The sequence below is a fragment of the Mesorhizobium sp. P2_E9 genome (assembly GCF_056403815.1).
The window spans coordinates 135,094-160,116 of record NZ_JBFUET010000012.1 but is presented as its reverse complement, the minus strand read 5'-3'; the positions used below and the strand labels follow the sequence as shown (position 1 = coordinate 160,116).

General features: G+C 59.7%; 25 protein-coding genes, 1 tRNA gene and 3 pseudogenes. 20 read left to right on the top strand and 9 right to left on the bottom strand.

The annotated features are described in order from the left end of the window. The first annotated feature begins 124 nt into the window (after nt 1-124). On the top strand, nt 125-571 hold the full coding sequence (locus AC1D05_RS22410) for a YcgN family cysteine cluster protein (protein WP_258582123.1): 447 nt from the start codon (nt 125-127) through the stop codon (nt 569-571). A 142-nt stretch (nt 572-713) separates the two neighbouring features. Further along, nucleotides 714-1,094: a hypothetical protein gene (locus tag AC1D05_RS22405; protein ID WP_477443935.1), complete on the top strand. Its 381-nt coding sequence runs from the start codon at nt 714-716 to the stop codon at nt 1,092-1,094. A gap of 236 nt (nt 1,095-1,330) precedes the next feature. Here AC1D05_RS22405 and AC1D05_RS22400 read toward each other — a convergent pair whose 3' ends face one another. Continuing rightward, nucleotides 1,331-2,044 (bottom strand): SIMPL domain-containing protein, encoded by a 714-nt coding sequence (locus tag AC1D05_RS22400; protein WP_477443934.1) that lies wholly within the window; start codon nt 2,042-2,044, stop codon nt 1,331-1,333. 134 nt (nt 2,045-2,178) lie between these two features. Here AC1D05_RS22400 and AC1D05_RS22395 point away from each other — a divergent pair. Next, nucleotides 2,179-2,254, top strand: a tRNA-Ile gene (locus AC1D05_RS22395). A gap of 117 nt (nt 2,255-2,371) precedes the next feature. Here the strand turns inward: AC1D05_RS22395 and AC1D05_RS22390 are convergent. The 3 genes from AC1D05_RS22390 to AC1D05_RS22380 all read right to left on the bottom strand — a co-directional run bounded on the left by AC1D05_RS22390 (nt 2,372) and on the right by AC1D05_RS22380 (nt 4,120). Beyond that, complete coding sequence (locus AC1D05_RS22390; protein ID WP_477443933.1) at nt 2,372-3,562, bottom strand: site-specific integrase; 1,191 nt, start codon at nt 3,560-3,562, stop codon at nt 2,372-2,374. 30 nt (nt 3,563-3,592) lie between these two features. After that, nucleotides 3,593-3,808, bottom strand: a complete 216-nt coding sequence (locus tag AC1D05_RS22385) for a helix-turn-helix domain-containing protein (protein WP_477443932.1) — start codon at nt 3,806-3,808, stop codon at nt 3,593-3,595. Between the two features lie 63 nt (nt 3,809-3,871). After that, nucleotides 3,872-4,120, bottom strand: coding sequence for a helix-turn-helix transcriptional regulator (locus tag AC1D05_RS22380; protein ID WP_477443931.1), 249 nt, complete (start codon nt 4,118-4,120; stop codon nt 3,872-3,874). Nucleotides 4,121-4,827: 707 nt separating this feature from the next. Between AC1D05_RS22380 and AC1D05_RS22375 the strand changes: the two genes are divergently transcribed. The 4 genes and pseudogenes from AC1D05_RS22375 to AC1D05_RS22360 all read left to right on the top strand — a co-directional run bounded on the left by AC1D05_RS22375 (nt 4,828) and on the right by AC1D05_RS22360 (nt 7,849). After that, nucleotides 4,828-5,790, top strand: a complete 963-nt coding sequence (locus AC1D05_RS22375) for an ArdC family protein (RefSeq protein WP_477443930.1) — start codon at nt 4,828-4,830, stop codon at nt 5,788-5,790. Between the two features lie 384 nt (nt 5,791-6,174). Then, nucleotides 6,175-6,468 (top strand): annotated as a pseudogene (locus AC1D05_RS22370) (TrbG/VirB9 family P-type conjugative transfer protein); the annotation flags it as partial. Continuing rightward, the gene (locus AC1D05_RS22365) at nt 6,465-7,622 is read left to right on the top strand and encodes a TraB/TrbI/VirB10 family type IV secretion system protein (RefSeq protein ID WP_477443929.1); all 1,158 of its coding nucleotides are present in this window, start codon (nt 6,465-6,467) and stop codon (nt 7,620-7,622) included. The pseudogene AC1D05_RS22370 and the gene AC1D05_RS22365, both read left to right, overlap by 4 nt. Before the next feature lie 2 nt (nt 7,623-7,624). After that, nucleotides 7,625-7,849 (top strand): DUF2274 domain-containing protein, encoded by a 225-nt coding sequence (locus AC1D05_RS22360; RefSeq protein ID WP_477443928.1) that lies wholly within the window; start codon nt 7,625-7,627, stop codon nt 7,847-7,849. A 138-nt stretch (nt 7,850-7,987) separates the two neighbouring features. Here AC1D05_RS22360 and AC1D05_RS22355 read toward each other — a convergent pair. Further along, nucleotides 7,988-8,128: pseudogene (locus tag AC1D05_RS22355) on the bottom strand (SDR family oxidoreductase); the annotation flags it as partial. A gap of 255 nt (nt 8,129-8,383) precedes the next feature. Here AC1D05_RS22355 and AC1D05_RS22350 point away from each other — a divergent pair. From AC1D05_RS22350 to AC1D05_RS22310, 9 genes and pseudogenes are all read left to right on the top strand, one after another. Next, nucleotides 8,384-8,506, top strand: coding sequence for a hypothetical protein (locus tag AC1D05_RS22350; protein ID WP_477443927.1), 123 nt, complete (start codon nt 8,384-8,386; stop codon nt 8,504-8,506). A 36-nt stretch (nt 8,507-8,542) separates the two neighbouring features. After that, the gene (locus tag AC1D05_RS22345) at nt 8,543-8,758 is read left to right on the top strand and encodes a hypothetical protein (RefSeq protein ID WP_477443926.1); all 216 of its coding nucleotides are present in this window, start codon (nt 8,543-8,545) and stop codon (nt 8,756-8,758) included. A gap of 147 nt (nt 8,759-8,905) precedes the next feature. Beyond that, nucleotides 8,906-9,208, top strand: a complete 303-nt coding sequence (locus AC1D05_RS22340) for a hypothetical protein (RefSeq protein WP_477443925.1) — start codon at nt 8,906-8,908, stop codon at nt 9,206-9,208. Between the two features lie 905 nt (nt 9,209-10,113). After that, a pseudogene (locus AC1D05_RS22335) lies at nt 10,114-12,034 on the top strand (hybrid sensor histidine kinase/response regulator). Between the two features lie 97 nt (nt 12,035-12,131). Beyond that, complete coding sequence (locus AC1D05_RS22330; RefSeq protein WP_477443924.1) at nt 12,132-13,142, top strand: sensor histidine kinase; 1,011 nt, start codon at nt 12,132-12,134, stop codon at nt 13,140-13,142. Nucleotides 13,143-13,320: 178 nt separating this feature from the next. Beyond that, nucleotides 13,321-13,542, top strand: coding sequence for a DUF768 domain-containing protein (locus AC1D05_RS22325; protein WP_477443923.1), 222 nt, complete (start codon nt 13,321-13,323; stop codon nt 13,540-13,542). Further along, nucleotides 13,539-13,772: a hypothetical protein gene (locus tag AC1D05_RS22320; protein ID WP_477443922.1), complete on the top strand. Its 234-nt coding sequence runs from the start codon at nt 13,539-13,541 to the stop codon at nt 13,770-13,772. The genes AC1D05_RS22325 and AC1D05_RS22320 overlap by 4 nt, the downstream gene beginning before the upstream one ends. 235 nt (nt 13,773-14,007) lie before the next feature. Then, complete coding sequence (locus AC1D05_RS22315; RefSeq protein ID WP_477443921.1) at nt 14,008-14,520, top strand: DUF6894 family protein; 513 nt, start codon at nt 14,008-14,010, stop codon at nt 14,518-14,520. A 264-nt stretch (nt 14,521-14,784) separates the two neighbouring features. After that, nucleotides 14,785-15,462 (top strand): methyltransferase domain-containing protein, encoded by a 678-nt coding sequence (locus AC1D05_RS22310; protein WP_477443920.1) that lies wholly within the window; start codon nt 14,785-14,787, stop codon nt 15,460-15,462. Nucleotides 15,463-15,624: 162 nt separating this feature from the next. Here the strand turns inward: AC1D05_RS22310 and AC1D05_RS22305 are convergent, their stop codons facing one another. From AC1D05_RS22305 to AC1D05_RS22290, 4 genes are all read right to left on the bottom strand, one after another. Next, entirely contained in the window at nt 15,625-16,875 is a 1,251-nt protein-coding gene (locus tag AC1D05_RS22305) for a glycosyltransferase family 4 protein (RefSeq protein ID WP_477443919.1), read from the bottom strand. After that, nucleotides 16,821-17,645, bottom strand: coding sequence for an amidohydrolase family protein (locus AC1D05_RS22300; protein WP_477443918.1), 825 nt, complete (start codon nt 17,643-17,645; stop codon nt 16,821-16,823). The genes AC1D05_RS22305 and AC1D05_RS22300 overlap by 55 nt, the downstream gene beginning before the upstream one ends. A 126-nt stretch (nt 17,646-17,771) precedes the next feature. Beyond that, nucleotides 17,772-18,278, bottom strand: a complete 507-nt coding sequence (locus AC1D05_RS22295; protein ID WP_477443917.1) for a YciE/YciF ferroxidase family protein — start codon at nt 18,276-18,278, stop codon at nt 17,772-17,774. A 151-nt stretch (nt 18,279-18,429) separates the two neighbouring features. Further along, nucleotides 18,430-19,149, bottom strand: coding sequence for a Crp/Fnr family transcriptional regulator (locus tag AC1D05_RS22290; protein WP_477444020.1), 720 nt, complete (start codon nt 19,147-19,149; stop codon nt 18,430-18,432). 428 nt (nt 19,150-19,577) lie between these two features. Here AC1D05_RS22290 and AC1D05_RS22285 point away from each other — a divergent pair, with 428 nt between their 5' ends. From AC1D05_RS22285 to AC1D05_RS22270, 4 genes are all read left to right on the top strand, one after another. After that, nucleotides 19,578-19,850 carry a DUF6894 family protein gene (locus tag AC1D05_RS22285; RefSeq protein WP_477443916.1) on the top strand — a complete coding sequence of 91 codons (273 nt, stop codon included), beginning with the start codon at nt 19,578-19,580 and terminating at the stop codon, nt 19,848-19,850. Between the two features lie 195 nt (nt 19,851-20,045). Further along, nucleotides 20,046-21,200 (top strand): zinc-dependent alcohol dehydrogenase, encoded by a 1,155-nt coding sequence (locus AC1D05_RS22280; protein ID WP_477443915.1) that lies wholly within the window; start codon nt 20,046-20,048, stop codon nt 21,198-21,200. Nucleotides 21,201-21,314: 114 nt separating this feature from the next. Continuing rightward, complete coding sequence (gene ligD, locus AC1D05_RS22275; RefSeq protein ID WP_477443914.1) at nt 21,315-23,960, top strand: DNA ligase D; 2,646 nt, start codon at nt 21,315-21,317, stop codon at nt 23,958-23,960. After that, entirely contained in the window at nt 23,957-24,967 is a 1,011-nt protein-coding gene (locus AC1D05_RS22270; RefSeq protein WP_477443913.1) for an ATP-dependent DNA ligase, read from the top strand. Before ligD ends, AC1D05_RS22270 begins: the two co-directional genes overlap by 4 nt. Nucleotides 24,968-25,023: the final 56 nt, after the last annotated feature.

The following is a 25,023-nucleotide window of genomic DNA, read 5'->3' as shown; positions in this document are numbered from 1 at the left end:
TAGATGCTGTACGGGGCGAATGGCCGGCCTTTTGAAGGCAACTTCGTGTCATTCGGCCGGCCTAAGGTCCCATTCAGTCACTGCCGCGCTTGACCTCGGCGGCGGCCGGGGCCACATCCCCAGGATGGAAACGCCATTCTGGAAAACAAAGACGCTGGAAGCAATGAGTCCGGCCGAATGGGAATCGCTTTGCGACGGCTGCGGTAAATGCTGCCTGTCGAAACTCGAGGACGAGGATACCGGCGAGATCTACTGGACCAGCGTCGGCTGCCGGTTGTTCGACGCACAAACCTGCCGCTGCTCCGACTACGCCAACCGGCTGGCGCGTGTCCCCGACTGCGTCGGGCTGACGCCGCAGAATGTGCGCACGATCAGCTGGCTGCCCAGCACCTGCGCCTACCGGCTGGTGGCCGAGGGCCGCGACCTCTATTGGTGGCACCGGCTGGTGTCGGGCAGTGCCGAAACCGTGCACGAGGCCGGCATCTCGATGCGCGGCCGGGTCAAGGCGAGCGAGACCGAGCTGGCCGAGCCTGAGGATTATTTTGACTATATGCTGGACGACGAGCCGTAAGGCCAGCGTTACACCATTGCCCATCCGCCCACATGAACCGCAGATGAACGACGGGTTCGTAAACAGTTCAGGCAGGCCAGTGCATTCTCCCTGCATCGGTTTCACGAGGACGGGCGCAAGCCCGCAACAAGGAGAGAGAACCATGTACAACAAGATCAAGACGGCGGCCCTTTCGGCCCTGGTCGGCCTCGGCACGCTGGCGGCCATTCCCGCCCACGCCGACAGCCTCTATCTCGGCTTCGGCAACAACCAGGATCCGCGCTTCGGCGTCTATGCCGGTGATGACGGCTATCGCCACCGCCGCGACGAACGCCGCGACGACTGGCGCGACGGACGTGGTGATGGCTGGCGCCGTGGTTGCTCGCCGGATCGCGCCCTCGACAAGGCCGAGCGCATGGGTCTCTACCGGGCCCGCATCGTCGACGTCAGCCGCCGCACGGTCAAGGTCATGGGCCGCCAGGACGGCGACCGCGTCGTCATCGTGTTCGCCAACGAGCGCGGTTGCCCGGTTATCTATCGCTGAGGCTTGCGGCATAACCTTCCGAGGGTTAGCGCGGCATAACCCTCCGAGAGGGTTAGCCAGGAGACACGACCTTCGGCGAAGGTCGGTCTGGTCTAGCAGAGCCCCTGTCCAGAGCGGTCGGGTGCGGCTCGAAAAAACCCCCGCGGGAGCGATCCCGCGGGGTTTTCCTTGCTCGGCATGTGCCGAAGGGTTTATGCGTGGCCGGGCAAGGCCCAACCACGCATCATTTGGGCTGCCTATTTCAGTTCGAAGGTGACGGTGACCTGAACGTTGTAGGCGTTCTCGCCGGCTTGCGTCGGCACTGCCGCGCCGGCGGCGGCGTCGAAGGCCTTGGCGTTGATCGCCATCGGCGGCGGGGCGATGTTCTGGTCGGAGATCTCCAGGACCCGGCCAATGCTCACGCCGGCGGCTTCCGCAAGCGTCTTGGCCTTGGCGATTGCGCTGGCCACCGCTTTCTTGCGGGCCGCGTCGATGGTTGCCGCCGGGTTGTCATTGGTGAAGGAGATGCCACCACCCTGGTTGACACCGAGCGAGACGGCCTTGTCGAGGATCTCGCCGGTCTTGTCGATGTCGCGCACCCGCACCGCAAGCGTGTTGGTCACCTGGTAGGCGACAAGCTCGGCCTCCTGGCTGCCGTCCGGCTTGTTGGTGTAGTTGTAGCGCGGGTTGATCTGGATGCCCGCGGTCTGCAGGTCACGATCCTTGATGCCGGCTGCCTTCATCGCCGCGATCACGGCGGCCATGGCGTCGTTGTTGGCGTCGAGTGCCGCACGCGCCGTCTTGGCTTCGCGCATCACGCTGAGCGACAGCAACGCCAGGTCGGGAGGGACTGTCGCTTCACCTTCACCCGAAACAATGATGCGGGCGGGCGTCGGCGAATCGGCGGCTCCAGCCATCGCCGGAAAAGCGATTGCAGCGGCGAGCGCGATGGGCAAAAGATGTTTGGTCATGAAAATCTCCTTGGTCTGCGATCCAGTCGCAAAGGTCGCGTAGAGGGCGATTATGGGTTGATTTGGGCGATCCGCGAAAGCCTGTCGGGAAAGCCTTGTGCCGCGAAGCGAAAAACATTAATCCAGCCCGCGTGGGGCCTGTAGCTCAATGGTTAGAGCCGGCGGCTCATAACCGCTTGGTTGGGGGTTCGAGTCCCTCCGGGCCCACCATAACCATTGATTTTATTAAGGAAAAAGTGCCTCGGCCCAAAACGTTATGGGCCCGTTATGGGCCCGATGAAAAAGGCGGCCAGAAAGCCGCCTTTCAATTCGGTCTGGTTCGTTCGCTCATTTGATTACGCGCAGAGGCGTCTTTTGGCGCATGGCATCACGTTTTGCTTCTCGCTGATTGATCGCACGGGCAATATCGACAGCCATCCGCTTCTTGTTCGCCTCGCGTACGTACTCGTCGGTCACAGTCATTGAAGAATGGCCCATTGCTTCCATGATGGCGCGCGCCTGAATGTTGCATTCGGCAAGGTAGGTGCCGAAGGTGCGCCGTAGTCCATGGAGGGTGAATCCTTCGGGAATGCCGGCCTGCTTGTTCCAGTGCGCGATCATTCCGGTAAGGCTCTTTTCCGCGAACGGGAGCCCATAGCCATTCTTGAGTACCGCGCCGCCGTTCGACCGATCCAGCGGCGCCAATGCTTGGGCGAGCTTGTCGACGATTGGAATGAACATCTCGCGGCCGCCATGGCGGTTGCGGTTCTTTTTTTGCCGGAAATCGAAGGCCTCGATCACCTCGATCGAACCGTCAAACAGTTCGACTTCCTCGACGACAAGATGCCCCCAATCGAGCGCCGCGACATCCCCACGCCGGTTGCCGAGCCAGAAGCCGAGTGCATAGCAGGTACGCGCGGCAGATCCGATCGGGTGGCGCGCCTCGAACTTCTCGCGGATCGTAATTGGCCAAGCCGGATTGGCGGTGGATTTGGGTATGCGGACACGGATGGAGAGTGAAGGGTCGTTCTGCGGTTTGATCCATTTCTCGACATGCATCGCTACCCACAGCAGCTTCTTTATCGCAACCAGGAGGTGTTTTGCGACAGTCCGATTGGTCGCGAAGATGGCCTCCACAATCAAGCGCAACCGGTCGGCATCTAGGTGTTCCACCGGGGTATCGCGCCACTTCAGTGGATAATCAGGATCAACCTTCATCTCCAGGAAGCGTTCGATCAGGCGCGCGTTCTTCCGTCGCGTGGCTTCATCGAAATCAAGCCATTCCATCGTAGTTTCAAGTCGCCGTGCGGCGTGCCCAAAAGTCTTGGGCAACGCACGGCCGGGCAGGTCAATAATAATTGCCTTCAGGCCTTGGCCTTGCGTTGCCTTTTCATATTCGGCTTCGAATTCCGGATCACCTGGCTTGCCGGGAAGCTGAATTTCGGGCTGGCCTTTTGCCCGATAGCGATAAAACAGTCTGCCGTTTTTGGTACGCGAGGAGATGCCGGGGTAGCGGGGGTCCTTGAATGGTCTTGCCATCTGATCTCTCCTCCGGCATTCCTGCCGCAACTAATCCTCGCTCGAAGGTTTTCCCTGTACTAGCCGGAAAGCAAAGCTTTTCATGGCAAAACGCAAGAGCAAGGGATAGGGGAAACCTCTGCCTTGCTCAATACCTTCAAAGGTGCGCTTCGGTATTCCCAATGCCTTGGCCGCAACCTCTGCGGTCAATCCTTCATTGGCCCGCCAGGCTTTCACATCTTGGGCAAGCTTCTCATTCTCGCTCACGTCCCGCCTTTCGCATCGTTCACGTTACTACGCCTGTAGCGTATACGCAAGGTGCGTATACGCTTACTTCTTGCGTTCAGCCCGACTGCTCCGCTCCAACAGTTTTTGGAGATCGCTGCCCGTATCGGGCAGGGAGGTGAATGCGATGTCAAGTGCTACGCGGTCCCAGACCGCGCGACTGTTGACCTGCTTAGGTCTCGGCATTCGTCCGTCGGCAACCATCTCGTCGAAGAGGGTAGATCCGACGCCGACATATCGTGCAGCTTCATCACGTGAAAGGCCTCGCGGCGGATAGGAGATGGCATCATTCATCGAAGGCCACCCAACATTGGGGTCCTGAGCCGTCGTCGTAACAATATCCGCATATCGATGTCCGGGTGGTGGCGAGTTGTGCGGTCCACCTAGCGAAAATCGGCACGCGCGGCAGCCGTCTCGTTTGCTTTTTCGCTGAAAGGGAGGCCGCGGCGTACAAATGGGATGGACGATAAGTCGCCAAAATGTGCTGACCGTCTTTCCCCAATCACCCAACTGCCAGTCCCGAGTTCTCTGCGCCTCTGAGTGATTGTGCCTATTTGGCCTTTCCGATACCTCCTTTGGCTCGGGGGGCCTTGCGATGCACAGCACCGGGGCGTGTCTTGCCGAAAAGTATCTCGATGGGTCGAAGAAGGCCTGGCCACCACAAATGATGGTGGCTGATCCCACGCCCCTGCCGTTGAACGGGATTCGTACGGCGCCCTTCGCCGGGGGCGGTCGGTCCCGCATCCCGCCTCACGGCGGCGCTATGCTGATGCTCCTTCGGCCGCCCTGTTGAACCGGTCTCAGGGCCACGAACCTGCTCCAGCACCGAACTGACTTGGTCCCGCTGACGGACATTTCGGTGCTTCCGCCTTGTACGCCCTTTTTCACATTGGTCGGGAGAGCAGGGGCTCTCCCGACGGAGAGTAAGAGGAGGGGCGGGTTTTTCGTGACGGGTTTAAAGCGGAAGGAGAGGCCTTCGGCGCCTGTCGCGGAGAACCGCAATGTCTGTCCGGACCAATCGAACCCATGCCGTCGCCGACCGGTCGAACCTCTACGACGAGATCACCGGCAAGATAATTGCCGAGCTGGAAGCGGGCCGCTTTCCTTGGCTTCAGCCATGGGGGACGTCCGCGGCAAAAGCGTCGCTTTCCCTGCCGCAGAATGCCAGCACGCAACGTGCGTACAGCGGGATCAACGTGCTTATCCTCTGGGGCGCCGTCGTCGAACGCGGGTTCGCAACACAGAGTTGGATAACCTATCGACAGGCTTTCGCGCTCGGCGGGAACGTCTGCAAAGGCGAGCACGGGACACCGGTCGTTTATGCCGATCGTTTTGTCCCGGATCACGAGAAAAAGCGCGCTCGCGAGACGGGCGAGGATGCTCAAGCCATCCCGTTCCTCAAGCGCTTCACCGTTTTTAACATCGAGCAATGTGAAGGGCTACCTGACGAAGTCGCAGCTTCGGCTCCGCCGCCGGTGGCAAGCCTGATCGAACCGCGCGTCGAGGCGCTGATCAAGGCTACCGGTATCGACTTCCGTATTGGAGGCGACAGGGCGTTCTATGTGCCTGCCCACGATTATATCCAGGTGCCTCCGCCCCAAGCTTACTTTGAGCCGATCAATTGGCATCGGACAGCCTTGCATGAGCTCGGACATGCCACCGGTCACAGTTCACGGCTGGATCGCAAATTCTCTGGTTCTATCGCCTCCAGGAAATATGCGTTCGAGGAACTCGTGGCAGAGATCAACGCGGCCTTCTGCTGCGCGGCCTTGGGCATCGTGCCCACGGTTCGGCATGCGGACTATATCGGCTCATGGCTAGAGGTTCTGCGGGAGGACAATCGGGCCATCGTTCGTGCCGCCAGCCAGGCCAGCAAGGCGGCGGAGTGGCTTCTTGGCCACCTGCCGGACAAGGTCGGAGCATCGATCGACTTGGGCGCAGGCAACGATAGAAAGGCAGCATAACCTTCGTTGACCGCACCAGCGCAAGCGCAGTCCCGTCGACTACAGACCGGAATGCGCTGATTCGCAGGGTTCCGAATTGGAATTGCACGCGGCGGCCCTGCCGTTCGGCATAGGTATCAAGCGCTAAGCCGCGAGTTCACGGCCACAAACCTTTCCAAAGCGTGCGCGCCGTGCCGGCTCGGCTGTCGAACAACGGCGTGCCGGATCGTGGTGGCAGGAGAGGGAGAGGGTTGGAGGGATTTCGTGACGGGTTCAAGGCCGAGAGAGAGGCTCTCAGCGGCCCGTCGTGGAGAAACCTCGATGGCCAACGCCGTTCAGAAGATCACCCTGTCGCCCTCGCGCGACATTCCTTTCAACAAGCTCGTGCTCGCCCAGACCAATGTCAGACGTATCAAGGTCGAGTTTCCAGGCGGGATCGTGCAAGGCGAGATGCCGCCCATCTTCGTCATCGGCCCGGACGGCGAGGCCGAGATCGCCAACAGCCGCGTCTACCAGAACATCCTGATCGTCGACCGTCTCTTTGGCGCGGCGGAATTGCGGCTTGGCAGTGGCAAGCGGCAACAGACCGTCAGGATCGTGCGCGCCGATTCCACGAAGAGAGGTCTGTGGATGTCAGGCGCCAATGCGGCGCCGAATGCAAGGAACGCATTTCGTCAAAGGGGAGGGGAGTACCCATGAACGAGAACGAAATCCCGGCTGCCCCCATACAGCTTCGCGCCGATCCGCCGCGCGTCACGCGCCTGTCCCGCAAGGTGCTCGCCGGCATCGGCCTATGTGCATCGCTTGGCGTCGGCGGCGCGCTGATCTACGCGCTTCAGACGCGTGAAACCGGCAGGCATGGCGACGAGCTCTACTCGACCTCCAACCGGCAGCCCGCCGACGGACTGGCCAGCCTGCCGCGCGACTATACCGGCCCTGTTCTTGGACCGCCGCTGCCTGGCGATCTTGGCCGGCCGATGCTTGATGCCCAAAACAAGGGACAGCCCGTCGTGCCGCCAACGATTGCGACACCCGTGGTCGATGAGGCGGAACAACGCCGGCGGGCCGAAGAGGAGGCGGCCCGAACCTCGCTTGTCTTCTTCCAGACTGGGCAGTCAACCGCGGCGATGGCCCAAACCCCACCCGGAGGACCTTCCCCGCCGAACCTTGGCGGCCCCGACCTTGCCGGTCAGATCGGCCAGTCCACCACGCAAGACCGTCAACTCGGCTTTTTGAATGCGGCCGCTGATCGGCGCACCGTGGCACCGGATCGAGTCACGCCACCGGTGTCGCCCTATGTGCTCCAGGCAGGGGCCGTCATCCCGGCGGCCCTCATCACCGGTATCCGTTCCGATCTGCCCGGTCAGATCACCGCGCAGGTCACCGAAAATGTCTATGACAGTCCGACGGGTCGTTCGCTGCTGATCCCGCAAGGCACGCGTGTCATTGGCCAATACGACAACGGCGTCGGCTTCGGCCAGCGGCGCGTGCTGCTTGTCTGGAACAGGCTGGTCTTTCCCAACGGACGTTCCATTGTGCTTGAACGCCAGCCTGGCACTGACGCCAAAGGCTATGCCGGCCTTGAGGACGGCGTCGACTACCATTGGGCCGAGCTGTTCAAGGCGGCCGCACTCACCACCATTCTCAGCGTCGGCGCGGAGGCCGGCTCGTCCAGCCAGGAAAGTGACATCGTGCGCGCCTTGCGCGGCGGCGCCTCCGACAGCCTCAGCCAGGTGGGCCAGCAGATTGTCCAGCGCCAACTCAACATCGCACCGACATTGACGATACGGCCGGGCGTCAATGTGCGTGTCGTCGTCACGCGCGATCTCGTCCTCGAACCCTACGGAGGCTGACAATGGCCAAGCTGAAACTCGGTCCGATTGCAGACGACAAGCCGGTTAAGGTCACAGTGGAACTGCCGGCGCCGCTGCACCGTGATCTGTCCAGATATGCCGAGATCCTTGGCCGCGAGGCGGGTCAGCCATCCACTGATCCTCTTCGCCTGATTGTGCCCATGCTTGAGCGATTTATCGCGACGGATCGGGGCTTTGCCAGAGCCAAGCAGGAACGGAAAGGTTGACCTCGCCGCAAGGCAATGAGTGCGGACGCATCGCACATCTGAATTGAACTGCCGTCTACCCTTTGAATCGCCATCTACGTCGCGAGGAACCAATTTGCTTTTGCTCCTTCGCGGAGCCGCTCACGCGTGCCGAGATGCTTATTCGATTGTCCGAACGACGCCGCCGTCAACACGCAGGGAGGCACCTGTCGTTGCCGACGCCTGTTCCGAGCAGACATAGACCATCAGGTTTGCCACTTCTTCAGTCGTTGCGAAGCGCTTGATGAGCGTGATCGGGGCGCGTCGTTTTGAGAAACTACTGCTCGGCTTCCTATTGCGTAATGCCTTGCGCCTCCGCCGCCGCCTTCACCAGCCGACATGAGCTGTATCTACATTGACTAAGTGGTGATCCTCGACAGGAATCGAACCCTGTGACCTACAGATTAGGAATTTCACCGCACGAGTTGCGCGACGTGTCCCCCCTGTTTCCCAATGCATCCCAGCGCTCCATTATGAACACTGCAGCCTGAGGGGTACGTCAGAAACGGATCGCACATGAGCATCCTCACTCGCGATGGCTATGTGGACGAGGAAGATAAAAAATATGTGCCGATGGAGATGAAAGCATCGCGCACGGGGATCGCCACGCCCATCAAGTTGCTGGACGGATGGCGTTAAGGCGGTTATACGGACACTCGGAAGGATCAATCCTCAATGATCGCCAAGCAGCTCGACCACAAGCTCGATTGCAAGGTGTGCGGGACGATCCTAATGGATATTCCCGACGACGCCACGGAGAGCGCCCCGATCCACTGCAGCATCTGCGGTGGATATCTTGGCGAATGGGGTGAACTTCAAGACGATTTTCACAGGCAAGCCGGGGACACTCAAGCTTTCGACCTCAACCACGGCAATATCACGAAGAAATAGACGCCGGGCGGCAAACGCGCTCCTAAAGCTGACCGGTAACGGCAGCTTCAGCAACCCCTACACAATCAAGTTGAAGAGCAGGGCTGCGCCAAGGCAGACCCGCTTCCGAATACGTTCGATACGCACGTGTCCAACCAAAGGAAAAAAATGGCCGAGAAATATGTAAATGCACGCGAGCACTTTTTCGCGGCAATCCGGGCGCTGGCAGCCTCTACCGACGCCATCCAGACCCGATTGATCGATGCCCATGTAAACATCTTGCACGTCACCATCGAGGAATTTGACGGTGACCGCGAGCTCAAGTTCAAGTTTGCCAAGCTACTCGACCTGCTCGCCGTCGACCAGGAGGATATCGAGACAGTCGCCCTCGAAACCACCGCGCATATGACTGATTTTGAAGCGGTGAAAGTCGCGGACCTGATCTGTGATTTCTACTACGAGCTCACATAGACCCTATCTCATTGGGCAACGTCAAGGCTTGCTCGGGTATGATGGCAGGAGCCAGCCCGGCGCGGAGTGCGGACAGCAATTCGGCCGGCGTCCCCAGGCCTTCCAAAGCGGCGTGCGGGGCCAAGCTTATCGCAATGAGACGGTCTTCCTTGGTGCGGTTGTCATTCATCGCGTGTGGCCTTCCATTGTCGGGTCTTTGGTATCGGTTGGCTGCGGCGGTTCCAAGAGAATGTCGCGGGACCGGTTGAGCAAACGATTGGCATGGGCAAAGCGCGATCGCCGCAAAAGATCGCGGGTCAGGCTTATCGTGTCTTCCACCGAGCGGTGGGTCCAGGTCCGGCATGCACAACACCATTCGAGTGTTCTAAATATGCATATGAGGGTTTGGAACTGCTCGAAACAAGCACGGCCATAGTTTGCAATTGACGACCAGCTCTTGTCGATCGCGACTCTTGCGTGGCAAACTGTCGGGCTGTGAGAACCGACAAAGAACTGATGTTGGCCGCTAAGCGAACGTACCGATTGCAGGTGATGCTCAACGCGAGGGAAATCGCCATCATCAATGCCTGGCGCTTTCAGAGACGCGTGCCAAGCTTCTCTGAGGCTGTGCGCGAGTTGCTGAGGCGCGGTCAAGCGGTGACGGACCCTGAAAACGATGAGGCCGGCGATTGAGATCGACGGATCTCGGCGTTGACGACGCCTCGGCCGACTAAGCCGACACGCCGGTTAGCCGCTTTCAACCTACACGACGATTGCTGGTTTCCGGATTCCGCGCGGTTGTCCTGTCGTTCGCAGCGGAAATTGGGAGCAATGCATAATCCTTTGTAGTTGCAGCATTTACTCGGAACCAACCCTCGACGCGTCCGTTCGGAGTCTTTGTCGCTCCAAACGTGCAGGGGATTGGGATGACTCTGGTTGACGATCAGCATGCTTTCGGCGCTTCGGAAGCCCGATATCGCCTCCTCGTGGAGTCCATCAGCGACTATGCCATCTACCTGATGGATCCGGACGGCAACGTCGTGAGCTGGAACCAGGGCGCCGAGCGCTTCAAAGGCTACAAAGCCGACGAGATCATTGGGCAAAATTTCGCGAAGTTCTATTCGGATGAGGACCGCGCCGGCGGCGTTCCGCGACGCAACCTTGAGCGGGCTGCCAAAGATGGGCATTTCGAGGAAGAGGGCTGGCGCTACCGCAAGGACGGTACAAGCTTCTGGGCCAGCGTGGTCATTGACCGCATTCTCAGCCCTGAAGGAAAGTTACTGGGATTTGCCAAAGTCACCCGCGACCTGACGGAGCGGCGCGCCCAGGAAGAAGCGTTGCGTAGGAGTCAGGAGCAGTTTCGCCTGCTCGTCAAAGGCGTGACGGGCCCTGTTCATGCTCGACCCCCACGGCAATGTCGTAAGCTGGAATTCCGGTGCCGAGCGCATAAAGGGTTATCGAGAAGAGGAAGTTATCGGGCAGCATTTCTCACGATTTTACGCTCCGGAGGACCGCGATCGTGGCGAACCCGGGAAGAACCTCGATATTGCGCGCGGCAAGGGGAGTGTGGAGCTGGAAGGATGGCGCCTGCGCAAGGACGGCTCTTTATTCTTTGCCCACGTGGTGATTGACGCCCTATACGATGACGGCGGTGACCTCATCGGATTTGCCAAGGTCATCCGGGATATCACGGATCGTCGGGAAACCCAGAGGCAGCTGGATCAGGCCCGCGAGGCACTGTTCCAGTCCCAGAAGCTGGAGGCTATTGGGCAACTGACAGGGGGAATCGCTCACGACTTCAACAACCTTCTGATGGCCGTTCTGGGAAGCCTCGAGATTGCGGCTCGACGCATGGAGCCCCATCCCCAAGTCTCCCCGTTTATTGACAACGCCATCCAGGCGGCGCGGCGCGGCGCCGCCCTCACGCAACGCATGCTTGCTTTTGCCCGCAAGCAGGAACTGGCGATGCAATCCGTGGACGTCATCGACACCGTGCGAGGGATGGCCGACATCCTGGAGCGCACCGTCGGACCGCCAGTTGACCTCACGACACGCTTTCCCCCGTCCTTGCCGCTGGTCCATACCGACCGGGCACAACTTGAGTTCGCCCTTTTGAACCTCGCCGTCAATGCGCGTGACGCGATGCCAAACGGCGGCACACTTGTGATCGCTGCCGATCAGCAGGTCATTTCGCAAGGCGAAGATGCACGCCGGGCTGGAAGTTACGTGGTGCTTTCGGTAACCGATACCGGCGAAGGGATGAACGAAACCACGTTGTCTCGCGCAGCAGAGCCGTTCTTTACAACCAAAGGCGTTGGAAAAGGGACCGGCCTGGGTCTGTCAATGGTCCATGGACTTGCCGAACAATCCGGCGGGCGGTTCGTGTTAGCCAGCGAGCCCGGCGAAGGAACTCGTGCCGAGTTGTGGTTACCGGTGGCAGCGGGCGACGTAAGTTCGCCCGAAGAACCCGCCGCTATACCGGTGTCTGCCGTGATCGAGGGCAAGCGCATCCTTGTGGTGGATGACGATGCGCTGGTGCTCCTCAATACCGTGACAATGGCGGAGGATCTCGGACATCGAGTATTCGAAGCAACGTCGGGCGAGGCAGCGCTGGCCATCCTTGACAGGGAAGACGTTGATCTGCTCATCACCGACTACTCGATGCCCCAGATGACTGGTGGCGCCTTGGCCGCGACGGCCACGACGCGCTGGCCAAACATCAAGGTGCTGATTGCGACGGGCTACGCGCAAATGCCGGAAGAGTACAAGGGGAAATTCGAGCGTCTGGGCAAGCCGTTCACCGAGCAGGACCTCAAAATAGCGATCGAGCGGAGCTTGACGCTATAGCTGAGGATCAAGGCGGTTGTCCCGTCACGGTTACGCACGTACAACTCTTCCATGGGCACTGGCAGCAGGCTTTACATGCTTGCTGAAAACCTCCCGGATGAAAGCCGTCATGCCTTTTCGCGATGCAAACCATCCCCTTGGCCAAGCCGATAATCTCAAGCGCGCGCTTCATGCCGCCGGTGTAGCCCTGTGGTCATGGAGAGTGGAAACCGACGCATTTTCCATGGATGAACAGGGCTTCAAGCTGTGGGGATTGCCCCAGACCGAGACGGTAACCTTCGAGGATCTGTCGTCCAGAATCCACCCGGCGGACCTGGACAGGGTGCGGGCTGCATTTACCGCGACACGGGCGCTTGTAGGCGCCTACGAAATCGACTTCCGCATCATCCTGGGGGATGAAATCCGTTGGATTTCCGCTCGTGGCCTTGGCAATGACGAGGGGCTGCACAGAGGACAGATGTCGGGCGTCTTCCTCGACGTGACCGGTCGCAAACAGGCGGAGGAGGGGCATGAACTCCTGGCAGGCGAGATGAGCCACCGGGTCAAGAACCTTCTCGCGATTGCTACTGGGTTGACCAACCTCACATCTCGCTCTGCGACATCGGTCACGGAGATGGCGAAGGAGCTCACACAACGGCTGACCGCATTAGGGAGGGCGCACGACGTCGTTCGGCCGCTCGCCGGAAACCAGGGGCGGGCTGCGCTGCTCGGCGACCTCCTTGCCATATTGCTGGCCCCCTACGAAGATGCAGGAGCCTTTAGTGGCCGGATACGTGTTGCCGTTCCACGAATGGGCATAGGCGAACAGTCCGCCATGACGCTCGCGCTCGTTATCCATGAACTCGCAACCAACTCGCTCAAATATGGGGCCTTGTCGGTGAGTTCGGGGACGTTGGACGTCTCGGGTTCTTCGGCGGACGGAGAGGTTTGTATGGTGTGGACCGAGCGTGGTGGTCCCGCCGTGGCTTCGGCAGGCGGCGAGGGATACGGAAGCAGGCTCCTCAACCTAAGCGTGACCACCCAACTTGGCGGCTCCATCGTCACGGACTGGTCTAACGAAGGAATTATCGTGACCGTCAAAATGAACGCCGCCAAATTATCGCGGTGATATCCCGGTAGTGTTATGATTTAAACAAAATGTTTATTAGGCGAGTTAAGTAGATGGGTTAGCGAGGGAATTCGGTCAGAAACACCTTCCCGCTTCGTTCTCAGATGGTTCAGGCATCGTTCTGACGCTAGGTAAGGTCATCAGCGGAACCTAATAAACCGCGCAAGCTTATGCATTTATGAGCACACGCGGCATCAACTTCCTCGATCGCTGGATCGCCAACAACATTCCAGAAACAGCAACGGTCGATGCAGTTGCCGTGAGCGAACTCACACACAAGCTTTTCGCTGATGCCAAGGCCCTCGGGATCAAGCGCGACGAAATCGATGAGGAAGTCTCCAGCCTCTATCAGACGTTGGTGGACGCGGTTTTCCACTTCGACCCTGGCATGCCCGAATGAGTGAGCGCGCCGTCCAGTTCCTGCACCTGTGGCTGGAAAGAAATGATGTTCTCAGCGGCCATCTGGCTGATGACGAAGTCTCGATCCTTGATCTCGCGACGCGCCTTTTCTTTGACTCAGAGGTTGCTGGGATCAGTGAAGGCGAAATAGTCGAAAGCTGGGATGATATCCGCCGGGGACTCGTCGATAAGATGGCGCGACGCCACCTGGTGTCCCCAACGCTTCACTAGGCGCAGCCTTCACTGGCGGTCGGAACTGTCGACTTGTTCCCAGTCCACGGTTCGAATTTGCCCGTGCCGACGATATCGAGTTGCGCGATGGCTCCGATCTGGATTGGAGCTCTTGGCCTAACAGACCTGATCATCATCCGTGAACGGCCGGGTGCCGACGGTTTCGTCTGGCAGCTCCAGTCTGCAGGAACCTAAGCCATCTCGCGACATTGTCAGACACAACCGGGAGATTGCCATGCAAATCATTCGTACTGAAGTCTTGGGCACCACGGCATATGATGGCAAACCGATCCGCCGCGTCAGGTTTTGCGGCGAAGGCGGTGAGTGCGTAACGGTGGATATGGGCGCACTCGATGAAGTGGACACTGACGAGGCGTCTCTCATTCGCGCCAAGGCGATCCTTGTTCAGACGGCTACTTTCCCCCACGCGGTCAACGATTATGACGCGAAGAGCAATGGCAATTTCGATGACGTCGCCGTCGCTTCGGTGGGGAACCAAGATGGCGCGGTGTATGTGTTCGAGTATCGCGACGGCGAGACCACGAGGCGGATCCCGAATTCCACGATGCCCAGCCTTGAGGCTGCCCGGTCCGAAGCAGTTCGCTGTGCAGTCGATCTGCTGGTGGATCTTCAACCCGGCACAGACGATCTGTCCGGCTGGCTGGTTCGGGTTTTCAACCAACAAGGTGACCTGCTGTTCACGATTGACGTAGCCGATGCGGAGGCTGCCAGACAGACAGTTGAGTAGCGACCTACGAGCGGCGTGCGGCGGCGTAGCATTCCACAGCCAACTTTTTTGGAAGGCGGAAGCTTGGTTTCCGGGCAGACGCCGGCGTCTGCATGCGCAGGGATCTGCTCGATGAACTCCATTGACTGGGAACATTTTCTGCAACTCACAGTTCCCTCGATGTTGGCGATCTCAACGCATCACGTATGCACAACCGTCCGACAAAACGCCTCTATTGCGGTGGCGCCAACGGCGCCGCACGGCAGCTGACAAAGGAACGTGACGATGATCTGTCGCAACCGTCCGATCCCGATGCCAGGGACTGTGAAATTCGGGGACCTTGGTCGGGTCGAGCCTCTCAGCCGGGCATTTGGCGGCGATCGTGGCACGCCTCTCGATAGGTACTACATCGAGAGCTTCCTGGCCGGCCATGCCCTTGATGTTAAAGGACGTGTCGCGGAGATTGGCGACGCTTTCTATACGCAGCGTTTCGGCGGCGAAAATGTCACGACCTCTGAGATCGTCGACGCGCCGGAAAGCTGCAACCCGAACGCCACCATTCAAGTCGATCTTCAGAACGAAAAATCAATCGAGGCTCACAGCTTCGACTGTATCATCGTCACCCAAACCCTGCACATGATTTACGAAATACGCAGTGCCATTGCGACGATCCACCATGCCTTGGTGCCGGGTGGAGTTGTACTCGCCACTGTTCCCGGCATCACTTCGATCGACGCCTGCGACGGACCGGAAAAATGGTTTTGGGCGATGACACAAAGCGCCGCGAGACGCCTGTTCGAGGAAAGGTTCGGGTCCAGCGTGCAGGTCGAGCAATTCGGGAATGTCCTTGCTGCGACAGCTTTTCTGCAGGGGCTGGCGTTGGAGGAAGTTGATCGTTCATCTCTTGACATCGTTGACCCGCTGTACCCTGTCATCACGGGCGTCCGGGCAGTGAAGTCCTGAGCAAGTCGACGAATCCTGAGGCACGCATCGTTTTCATCGGGTGGGAGCGCTGTTGGGGTGATCACCTGTGTGGAATGTCATTCCGGTTGCTCGTTCCACAGCCTTATGGCGACCTCTGCCCACCATCGGCTGGCCTGGATCGCGAGGCCCGGGTCAAAGAGCTCAGGGGACTGAGTGCAAGCGCGCCTTGTCCTGGCGGTTTCGCAGCATCTGGCGAAAGATCTGGCCGGTGGAAGCAGCCGATTGACGAATATCAAAGTTGGCCTGCGCACGCCCAACGCTGGCCGCCGCCATCGCTTCCAGCCGGTCAGGCTGCGCCAGAAGGGAGAGCGCCGCTTGAGCCACGCCCTCCCAATCGCCAGGATATTCCGAGACGATACCCGGCCATTCAGCGGTTCCGACGAGAACGCCGGTCTCGCCCGTTGCGATTATTTCAGGTACGCCACCAACGCCGATCGCGATTACGGGAATTCCCGACGCCATAGCTTCGAGTATCGTGAGGGGCATCGCATCGGCACGGGACGTATGAAGCAGCAGATCCAGGGCCGGATAAACCCTGTAGGGCTCAGGCGCGAGTCCGGCCATGTGGATGCGAGCTTCAAGCCCAGCAGATTGGATCGCCGTGGCAAGCTCCGTCTCCATGGCCCCAGTTCCTACCATGGCGAAATGCACATCTGGACGCCTTTGCAGGATGTACTCGGCGGCCTTCAGGAATTTATCGGGACCTTTTTCCCAAGCAAGGCGCCCGACGAAGCCGATCAGTATGTCGGTGGGGCCGACCTGGATTGCCTGGCGGAACTCCGCCGGATCCGCCGACAGGGGATGGTACAGAGAAACATCGACACCATTCGGCACAAGGCTCACCAGTTCGGGCGCCAACCCGACGGCAAGTGCCTGTGACCAAGCTTCGCGGCAAACGACGATAGTATGGGTCCCCGTGTTGCGCGCGACGCTGATTTCTTGTGGTTGGAGACTCATGCCATGGAGCGTGGCTACCGTGGGTGTCCCGCTCAGCCGGCCGGCGATGGCCGCAGCCGTGTGTGCGTTCATCAAGTGGGCGTGGAGTAGATCGACCCTTGCCTCTCGCACGACCGTGCATATCAGTTCTATGGTCCGCCACGGAGGATCGTCGCGCAAAGGCGCAATATAAACCTCGCGCCCGTCGGCACGCAGTTTGTGCGTATAAGCACTTTCGAAAGGGCAGAGCATCGAAACCTTGAACTCGTTCGGGGGAAGGTTTGCGGCAAGATTGCGCACATAGTTTTCCATGCCGCCGACGATGGCATTGCCTAACACCTGCAAGACATGAATACGCTCGTCGGTATGGCCTCCCGGAAGCGCTCGCGGCGTGCTCGCCATCAACCAAATTCCTTTGCCAAATCGAGTCTGAGCCACTCCGAAGCCGTTCGCCACATGATCGCCTCCCGCTCGGCGGCAGCGACGCCAAGTTTGTCGAGGATGGCGACGACCTCGTCGATTGCCGCGCGAATGTGCGCGCCGCTGCACGGCAGGAACCGATCGCTGCCGAACTGCAGGGAACGCGATCCGATGACATCGATCGCCTTGCGAAAAGTCTCTTCCCGATAGATTGGCGGTGGCCCGAAGGAGAGGTCGAACCGGAACTGGCTTTCGGCCGGTTCGACGCCGTTGATACGATCGATGACGCCGACAGCGTTCGCTTCATCGCACCACGGCCAGCCCAAATGGGCCAGCGTGACGCGCAAGCCGGGATGATCGCGTACCGCCTCATAGAACGATGGACGGCAGAAACGCCCCGACCGGCCGTCGATGAAGATCCCGCTGTGAAACAAGATCGGCAGGTTAAGCTTGGCCGCGGTGGCGTAAACGCGATGCGCGCAATCATCGTAGGGAAACCATCCGGTCGGCACCATTTTCAGCGCTCGGATGCCGGGCAATGCGGCCGCCTCCTCAAGATCGTCGGCGGCTTCCGCATGAAGCGGATTGACGACTGCAAAGCCTACCAGGCGGTCTTGGTGGTGCTTCACCAGACCCGACAAATAGCGGTTTCCCGCGCGTAGCGACGCCCTGTCGTTGAGTGAGAAGGGCGGCGTCAGAAACGGAGCAAGCAGGAACGCGACGTCGACGCCCGCCTCGTCCAGAGAGCGGAGCACGTCAGTTGTCGTTTCCTGGCCGGAAGTATGAAGGTGTGCATCAATCATCATAGCGGGCTGACAACTTGCCTGGTCGCTGCTCGTTCCGGACGATCTGCAAAATTCATGTTTGTTGGGTGATCCAGAGAACCACGCCAAGGACGGCAGGGGCCGCAAAAAAGCGGCCCCTGCATTGTCCTACTCGGCGGCCTGGCGATTGACGCCACTTTCTGCCATCTGGGTCAGCTTCTCGTCAGTCGCGCGCTCTTCCTCGAGTGTCTCAGCCAATATGCTGGCGGTATCCTCGTGCCCCAGCTCTTTCGCCCATGCGATGAGCGTGCCGTAGCGGGTCATCTCGTAATGTTCCACCGCCTGCGCGGAGGCGATCAAGGCGGCGTCCAGGACAGTCTTGTCGTCAACGTCGGCGCTGACGTCGTCGGCCTCTTCAAGGATGCCGTCGATTGCCGGACAGTCGACGCCTTTCACCGCCTCTCCATGCAATTCGAACACTTGTTCAAGCCGCGCAATATGGCCTCTGGTTTGTTCAAGATGCTCTTCAAACCCAGCCTTGAGGTTGGGATCAGTGGCCTTACCCGCCATCTTGGGTAGCGACTTTTCGATCTGCTGCTCAGCGTAGTAGATATCCTGGAGCGTATGCACGAAGAGATCGTCGAGGGTTTTGATGTCTTTTGAAAAAAAGCCCATGGCTTCGTCCTTTCAATGTCGGTTTCAATATCCGCCTGCGGGATTTCCAGCCTTCAGCGGCCAAGCGCCCCCGTGCGAATGGCTGCAACGTCCCGCCTGTGAGGCAGTTCCGCGTTTTTTCAAATGATGGGCATTCTCAGTGCAGTCGAAATTACCTGGGCTCAGGCGACAGGCACAGATAGGTCGGATCGAACTCTGCAACGTCTTGCAGTCGCTCCCAATCGAGGATCGTCACCGTGTGACCAGCCCAGCTGAAGAGACTCGTTTCGCGTAATTCGCGAATGATCCGGTTCATGTGGACGACAGACAGTCCCAGAACATCTGCAACCTCGACCTGCGTCAGAGGCAGATGAAAGCTCAAGCCGCTCGTTCGCTTGACAACCTGCAATCGCACAAAGAGCTCGCAAACGAGATGGGCGAGGTGGGATGTTTTCGATCTTCGCCCCATGGCGACGATCCACTCCCGGTGGATGGCGCCGTCGATGAGGGTATCGAGCCAGAGAAGACGGGTAAGGTGAGGCGACGTTTCGGTGATCTTGCGAAGCCCGACATGATTGGCGAAGGCAACGCGGCACGGCGACAGCGCGACGATACCATGGTCCATGGTCTTCAGGAGGAAAGCGTGCAGATCTACAAAGTCGCCCGGCACCTGCAGCGAGGTGAACTGCCGGCCGCCATCTTCAAGCACTTTGTAGCGAGCCGCCAGTCCCTCGATCAGCAGCGTGCTGTGGGTCGGGCGTGAGCCGACGGAGACGAGGTCCTGGCCGGTCGCGAAATCTCGTCCCTGTGAAATCGCTTCGGCCAGCGACGCTCTTTCCGCCGGCGAAACGACGTCGTGTTGTTCTAGCTGTAAGAAGAGGGATTCAAGCATCATCGTCCTCGCGCGATACAAACGGGACCCGCCATCGTTCGTTCCATAGCGGGAGATTGCGTTGGCGGCCTTTGCCGGACGCAGCGCGCGCCTCAATCCTGGTCGAGGGCGCCGCGTCGCATGCCCTGCGGGAAGGCGTTCGAAAACAGCTCGGCAGCTCTTGGCGCGACATCGTGTTTTTCTGGGAAGCCGGCGAGCTCTCCCGACCGGGTCAGGCGCGCGGTCGGGACGGTAACACTGCAAATGCTCAAGAGGCGCGGACTCATTCAGCCGTGGCGCGGCGAGGTCATCCCCGCAAGGACCTGATGGATTTTCGCTGCCGGCAGCTATGGAGAGTCGGAAGCCGAGGACAAGCGGCTCGTTCGCGACATAGAGGTCCGAATGCTTACCTGACGCGGAACCAATCCTGACGACGCAAATTCCGGAGAATGGCTCTCTATTATTTCGACGTCGATGACAACGGTACCCTTTACTGCGACGATCACGGAACGGACTGCGTTGCGTTCGACAAGGTCAAGGAAGAGGCCATCCGCGCCCTTGTCGACATGATCAGGGAAAGCCTGCCTGATGGCGATCATCACAGGCTGACGATCGCGGTGCGAAATGACGGCGGCAGCCGCGTCTTGCAGGTCTCGCTGAATTTCGCCGTCGAAGCCGAGCATCGCTTCGACGGGGCGAGCGTTCCGGAGCCACAACCCTAGTCCCAAATACTCATACGCTGTCTTCCAGTGACCTGTTCGCAGAGCGGGTCAATGCCGGCCTTGGGATCATATGAACGTCGGAGCAGGCGTGGAGCCAGGATCCAATGGACCTGTGCTTCGGGCAAATCGCGACGCTTTAGGAACGTTTCGCCAGCCGGCTGGTTAGCCCCACCAGCAACTGGTGGAGACTGACGGATGAAAGCGCTGACTTGGCACGGCAAAGGCGACATAAGGTGCGAACGGGTCGACGATCCGATCATACAGGCCGACCGCGACATCATTATCAAGGTTACGGCTTGCGCAATTTGCGGGTCCGACCTGCACCTGATGGGCGGATTCGTTCCCGAGATGCATGTCCATGACATCCTGGGCCACGAGACGATGGGCGAGGTCGTCGAGGTTGGCAAGGGTCACTCCAAGTTTCGGATAGGCGAGCGCGTCGTCGTGCCCTTCACCATCGCTTGCGGGGAATGCCGCATGTGCAAATGGCAACTGTTCTCGCTTTGCGAGAAATCCAATCCAGCGGGTGCTGAGGAAGCCAAACAGACGGGTTACCCGACCGCTGGACTGTTCGGCTATTCCCATACCTATGGCGGCTTCTCGGGCGGTCAGGCCGAATTCCTGCGCGTCCCTTATGCTGACGTTGGCCCGATCAGGGTGCCCGATGGTCTGTCAGACGAGCAGGTTCTGTTTCTCTCCGACATCTTCCCGACTGGATACCAGGCCGCGGAGAACTGCAACATCCAACGGGGCGATACGGTGGCTGTCTTCGGCTGCGGACCGGTCGGCCAGTTCGCGATAAAGTCGGCGTTTCTTCTCGGCGCCGGACGTGTCATCGCTCTCGATATCGTGCCCGAGCGTCTTGCTCTTGCGCAACTGTCCGGCGCTGAAACGGTCAGATATGACCACAAGGATCTGCAGAAGAAAATCCTCGATATGACAGACGGCAAAGGGCCAGATTCGGTCATCGAAGCCGTCGGCATGGAAAGCCACGGTCCTGGAGGTGTTTTGGAAACATTGCAGACCGACCTGACGGCGATGGAGCGGCCCTACGCACTGCAGCAAGCGCTGATGGCATGCCGACCCGGCGGCACCGTGTCGCTCCCCGGCGTTTTTGTCGGCAGCGTGACGGTGCCGATGGGAATGTTCGTCGGAAAGGGGCTGACCATGAAGACAGGACAAACGCATGTTCAACGCTACCTAGAGCCTTTGATGAAGCTCATAGAGAGCGGCGAGATCGATCCCTCGTTTCTTATTACCCATCGCATCGGGTTGGAAGACGGCCCCGAAGCCTACAAAACTTTCCGCGACAAGAAGGACGGCTGCATCAAAGTCGTTATCAGGCCATAGCGGACACGTTGCGGCCTGCCAGCGCTCGATCCGCACTCTCGCTGCAGCGTAACCGAACCAAAGGGCGCTCCCGACGTTGAGTAGCGCGTTGCATCATTCGGTCGGGGCATTTCAATGAAGCACGGTGAACTTTTAACCTATCGGGCCAAACGGGATTTCACCAAGACAAAGGAGCCCAGCGGCGAGAGGTCGAGGGCGGGTTCAAACCGGCTTCGATTTGTCATCCAAAAACACGCCGCCACGCGGTTGCACTACGACCTCCGCCTCGAACTCGGTGGCGTCTTCAAGTCCTGGGCCGTCACCAAAGGGCCATCGCTGGATCCTCATGACAAGCGTCTTGCGGTCGAAGTCGAGGATCACCCGCTGGACTATGGCGATTTCGAAGGCACGATACCCAAGGGGCAGTATGGGGGTGGTACGGTATTGCTGTGGGATCGCGGATATTGGGAGCCCGAAGGGTCGATGTCTCCCGAACAAGCCTTGGAAAAGGGCGATCTGAAGTTCACGCTCCATGGCAAGCGCTTGCATGGTAGCTTTGTCCTTGTGCGCATGAAGCATGACCGCAATGGCGGGAAGCGCACCAACTGGCTGCTGATCAAACACCGCGACAAATACGCGACGGATGGCAATGGTGACGCTGTGCTCGCCCAGGATCGGTCCATAGCTTCGGGGCGGAGCATGGACAGGATTGCAGCAGGAAAGGGAGCGGGCCCGAAACCCTTCATGTTGCAAGGCGGATCGGCCGCCGATGCGGATGCAGTATGGGACAGCAATCGCGGCCACGCCGCCGATGAGCGCGCCAAATCGACTAAACCTTCGCCGCGTTCCAGACGGGCCGTTCGTACCGGTGCAATCAAGATGCCCGACTTCATTGCGCCGCAACTTTGCGCAACGCTTTCCCGTCCGCCGGCAGGAACCAACTGGGTTCACGAAATCAAGTTTGACGGCTATCGCGTTCAGCTGCGCGTCGAAGACCGCGTCGCCACGTTGAAGACCAGAAAAGGCCTGGACTGGACGGAGAAGTTCGGCGCGATCGCGAAAGAGGCGACAACCTTTCCCGATGCCATAATTGACGGCGAGATCGTGGCGCTCGGCGAGAACGGCGCACCGGATTTTGCCGCTCTTCAAGCGGCGTTGTCAGAGCGCCGGACAAAGGATCTGGTCTTCTTCGCCTTTGATCTTTTGTTTGCGGACGGTGTCGATCTGCGAAAGCTGCCTCTTTTGGAACGCAAGGACCGGCTGAACGCGATGCTCAATGCGGTCGATCGTGGCGAGGAGACCCTCATCCGCTATGTCGAGCACTTCAGCAATGGCGGCGACGCCGTGCTGCGTTCCGCCTGCCGGCTTTCGCTTGAAGGGATTATCTCAAAAAAGGCCGATGCAGCCTATGTCTCGGGCAGAACCGACAGCTGGGCGAAATCGAAGTGTCGCGCCGGGCATGAGGTCGTCATCGGCGGCTGGTCGACGACCAACGGCAAGTTCCGGTCCTTGCTGGTCGGCGTCAATCGCGGCGAGCATTTCGCTTATGTCGGCCGCGTCGGAACCGGCTACAGCGAGGCAAAGGTCAAGCAGCTGCTGCCAAGGTTAAAGGCGGTGAAAACCGCCGTATCGCCGTTTACGGGCGATGGCGCCCCTAAGAAGGAACGGACAGTGTTCTGGACCAGACCGGAACTGGTTGCCGAGATCGAGTTCGCGGGCTGGACGGGCGGCGGCAATGTCAGGCAGGCGGCCTTCAAGGGCTTGCGCGAAGACAAGCCGGCAAGTGAGGTAGAGGCCGAGCGCCCCGCCGACCCTCAGGAGACCCAGATTGCCGAACCCGCCAAGGGCGTTCGCAGGACGGGGAAAAGCCCGATCGTCATGGGTGTCATCGTCTCGAAGCCGGACAAGCCGCTTTGGCCGGATGCCGGCGCCGGCGGCCATCCGGTGACCAAACTCGACCTTGCAGAGTATTTCGAGGCCGTCGGCCCCTGGATGATCAAACATCTCAAAGGCCGCCCCTGTTCGCTCGTGCGTGCGCCCGACGGCTACGCCGGCGAGCAGTTCTTTCAGCGTCACGCCATGCCGGGGACATCCAACCTGCTCGAACTGGTCAAAGTCTTCGGCGACCACAAGCCGTATCTGCAGATCGACCGCGTCGAGGGCCTGGCTGCGATTGCCCAGATCGGTGGCCTGGAGTTGCATCCGTGGAACTGCCAGCCCGGTCATCCCGAGGTGCCCGGTCGATTGGTCTTCGATCTGGACCCCGGCCCGGAAGTCGCGTTCGCGGCGGTGGTCGCTGCCGCCAAGGAGATGCGTGATCGTCTCGAAGATCTGGGCCTGGTCAGCTTTTGCAAGACCACTGGTGGCAAGGGCCTGCATGTTGTCACGCCATTGGCCAGTCAGCGCAGCAAGACAGACTGGCCCGAAGCCAAGGCCTTTGCGAAGGCTGTCTGCGTGCGAATGGCAGCGGACAGCCCGGATCTCTACCTCGTCAACATGGCCAAGAAGCTACGGACATCGCGCATATTTCTCGACTACCTTCGAAATGATCGGATGGCGACCGCCGTCGCTCCACTGTCACCTCGAGCGAGAGAAGGGGCGACTGTCTCCATGCCGCTGACTTGGGGGCAGGTCAAAGCGGATCTCGATCCCAAAAAATACACGGTCCGGACCGTGCCGAGCCTCCTGCAGAAGACCGTCGCATGGGCGGACTATTGTGAAGGCGAGCGGTCGATCGGCAGTGCGATCAAACGGCTGGGTTCAGCAAAGCTCGCCGCATGACCGCGAAAACGATGAAGCCAAGTTTTCGCCTGCCTTTGGACACCGCGCCGATGGAGGCCAAAGCTGCCGACGCCTTGCCTGCCGGGGAGTGGCAGTACGAACCCAAATGGGATGGCTTCCGCTGCCTTGCCTTCAAAGCCGGCGATGAGGTGGAGTTGCGAGCAAAATCGGGCAAGCCGCTTGGCCGGTATTTTCCGGAAGTCGTTTCGACCTTGCGTAATCTGCAGGCCGACTTTGTTGTTGACGGTGAAATCACGATAGAAGTGGACAACGCACTCTCCTTCGATGCGCTGCAGATGCGGTTGCATCCGGCGGAAAGCCGGATACGAAAACTGTCTGTAGCCACCCCGGCCAAATTGATCCTGTTTGATTTGTTGGCGAGTGCGGATGCCATCATGATTGATCAGCCTCTGTCTGTGCGTCGCAAAGCGCTGGAAGCAGTAGTGAAAGCAGGAGGTCTTCCCGATCTTGTGTTGTCGCGGTGTACCCGGAACTTGGCGACCGCTACGAAATGGCTGAGCAAGTCCGGCCACGGCTCAACGGACGGCGTCGTCGCCAAGCTTCTCAATGACGAGTATCGGCCTGGCGAACGCGCCATGGTCAAGGTCAAGCGCCTGCGCACTGCGGACTGTGTGGTGGGCGGGTTCCGCTACCTGGCGAACTCACGCGAAGTCGGCTCTCTTTTGCTTGGCCTTTACAATGATCAGGGCAAACTCGATCACGTGGGTTTCACCTCGACGATTGCGCGGGAAGACCGGCCAAAGTTGACCCGACAACTTGAAGCGTTGCGTTCGCCTCCTGGCTTTACCGGCAAGGCGCCGGGCGGTCCTAGCCGATGGAGCACGGAAAGGAGTGGACAATGGGAGCCATTGCGACCCGAGCTGGTGGCGGAAGTTCGTTTCGATCACGTCACTGGCGATCGATTCCGGCATGGCACCAAGTTCTTGAGATGGCGCCCCGACAAGAACCCGTCGCAGTGCACGTTTGAACAGATATTGAAGAATTGATGTGCTGCGACCTGGTCCTGTTTTTGCCGGGCAGTGCTCCACAACCGGTCGCTAAT

What these genes read in the sequence shown, in the direction of transcription:
- AC1D05_RS22410 (WP_258582123.1), top strand. Translation starts at nt 125, where the DNA reads ATGGAAACGCCATTCTGGAAAACAAAGACGCTGGAAGCAATGAGTCCG.
- AC1D05_RS22405 (WP_477443935.1), top strand. Translation starts at nt 714, where the DNA reads ATGTACAACAAGATCAAGACGGCGGCCCTTTCGGCCCTGGTCGGCCTC.
- AC1D05_RS22400 (WP_477443934.1), bottom strand. Translation starts at nt 2,044, where the DNA reads ATGACCAAACATCTTTTGCCCATCGCGCTCGCCGCTGCAATCGCTTTT.
- AC1D05_RS22390 (WP_477443933.1), bottom strand. Translation starts at nt 3,562, where the DNA reads ATGGCAAGACCATTCAAGGACCCCCGCTACCCCGGCATCTCCTCGCGT.
- AC1D05_RS22380 (WP_477443931.1), bottom strand. Translation starts at nt 4,120, where the DNA reads ATGAATGATGCCATCTCCTATCCGCCGCGAGGCCTTTCACGTGATGAA.
- AC1D05_RS22375 (WP_477443930.1), top strand. Translation starts at nt 4,828, where the DNA reads ATGTCTGTCCGGACCAATCGAACCCATGCCGTCGCCGACCGGTCGAAC.
- AC1D05_RS22365 (WP_477443929.1), top strand. Translation starts at nt 6,465, where the DNA reads ATGAACGAGAACGAAATCCCGGCTGCCCCCATACAGCTTCGCGCCGAT.
- AC1D05_RS22360 (WP_477443928.1), top strand. Translation starts at nt 7,625, where the DNA reads ATGGCCAAGCTGAAACTCGGTCCGATTGCAGACGACAAGCCGGTTAAG.
- AC1D05_RS22350 (WP_477443927.1), top strand. Translation starts at nt 8,384, where the DNA reads ATGAGCATCCTCACTCGCGATGGCTATGTGGACGAGGAAGATAAAAAA.
- AC1D05_RS22345 (WP_477443926.1), top strand. Translation starts at nt 8,543, where the DNA reads ATGATCGCCAAGCAGCTCGACCACAAGCTCGATTGCAAGGTGTGCGGG.
- AC1D05_RS22340 (WP_477443925.1), top strand. Translation starts at nt 8,906, where the DNA reads ATGGCCGAGAAATATGTAAATGCACGCGAGCACTTTTTCGCGGCAATC.
- AC1D05_RS22330 (WP_477443924.1), top strand. Translation starts at nt 12,132, where the DNA reads ATGAAAGCCGTCATGCCTTTTCGCGATGCAAACCATCCCCTTGGCCAA.
- AC1D05_RS22325 (WP_477443923.1), top strand. Translation starts at nt 13,321, where the DNA reads ATGAGCACACGCGGCATCAACTTCCTCGATCGCTGGATCGCCAACAAC.
- AC1D05_RS22320 (WP_477443922.1), top strand. Translation starts at nt 13,539, where the DNA reads ATGAGTGAGCGCGCCGTCCAGTTCCTGCACCTGTGGCTGGAAAGAAAT.
- AC1D05_RS22315 (WP_477443921.1), top strand. Translation starts at nt 14,008, where the DNA reads ATGCAAATCATTCGTACTGAAGTCTTGGGCACCACGGCATATGATGGC.
- AC1D05_RS22310 (WP_477443920.1), top strand. Translation starts at nt 14,785, where the DNA reads ATGATCTGTCGCAACCGTCCGATCCCGATGCCAGGGACTGTGAAATTC.
- AC1D05_RS22300 (WP_477443918.1), bottom strand. Translation starts at nt 17,645, where the DNA reads ATGATGATTGATGCACACCTTCATACTTCCGGCCAGGAAACGACAACT.
- AC1D05_RS22295 (WP_477443917.1), bottom strand. Translation starts at nt 18,278, where the DNA reads ATGGGCTTTTTTTCAAAAGACATCAAAACCCTCGACGATCTCTTCGTG.
- AC1D05_RS22290 (WP_477444020.1), bottom strand. Translation starts at nt 19,149, where the DNA reads ATGCTTGAATCCCTCTTCTTACAGCTAGAACAACACGACGTCGTTTCG.
- AC1D05_RS22285 (WP_477443916.1), top strand. Translation starts at nt 19,578, where the DNA reads ATGGCTCTCTATTATTTCGACGTCGATGACAACGGTACCCTTTACTGC.
- AC1D05_RS22280 (WP_477443915.1), top strand. Translation starts at nt 20,046, where the DNA reads ATGAAAGCGCTGACTTGGCACGGCAAAGGCGACATAAGGTGCGAACGG.
- ligD (WP_477443914.1), top strand. Translation starts at nt 21,315, where the DNA reads ATGAAGCACGGTGAACTTTTAACCTATCGGGCCAAACGGGATTTCACC.
- AC1D05_RS22270 (WP_477443913.1), top strand. Translation starts at nt 23,957, where the DNA reads ATGACCGCGAAAACGATGAAGCCAAGTTTTCGCCTGCCTTTGGACACC.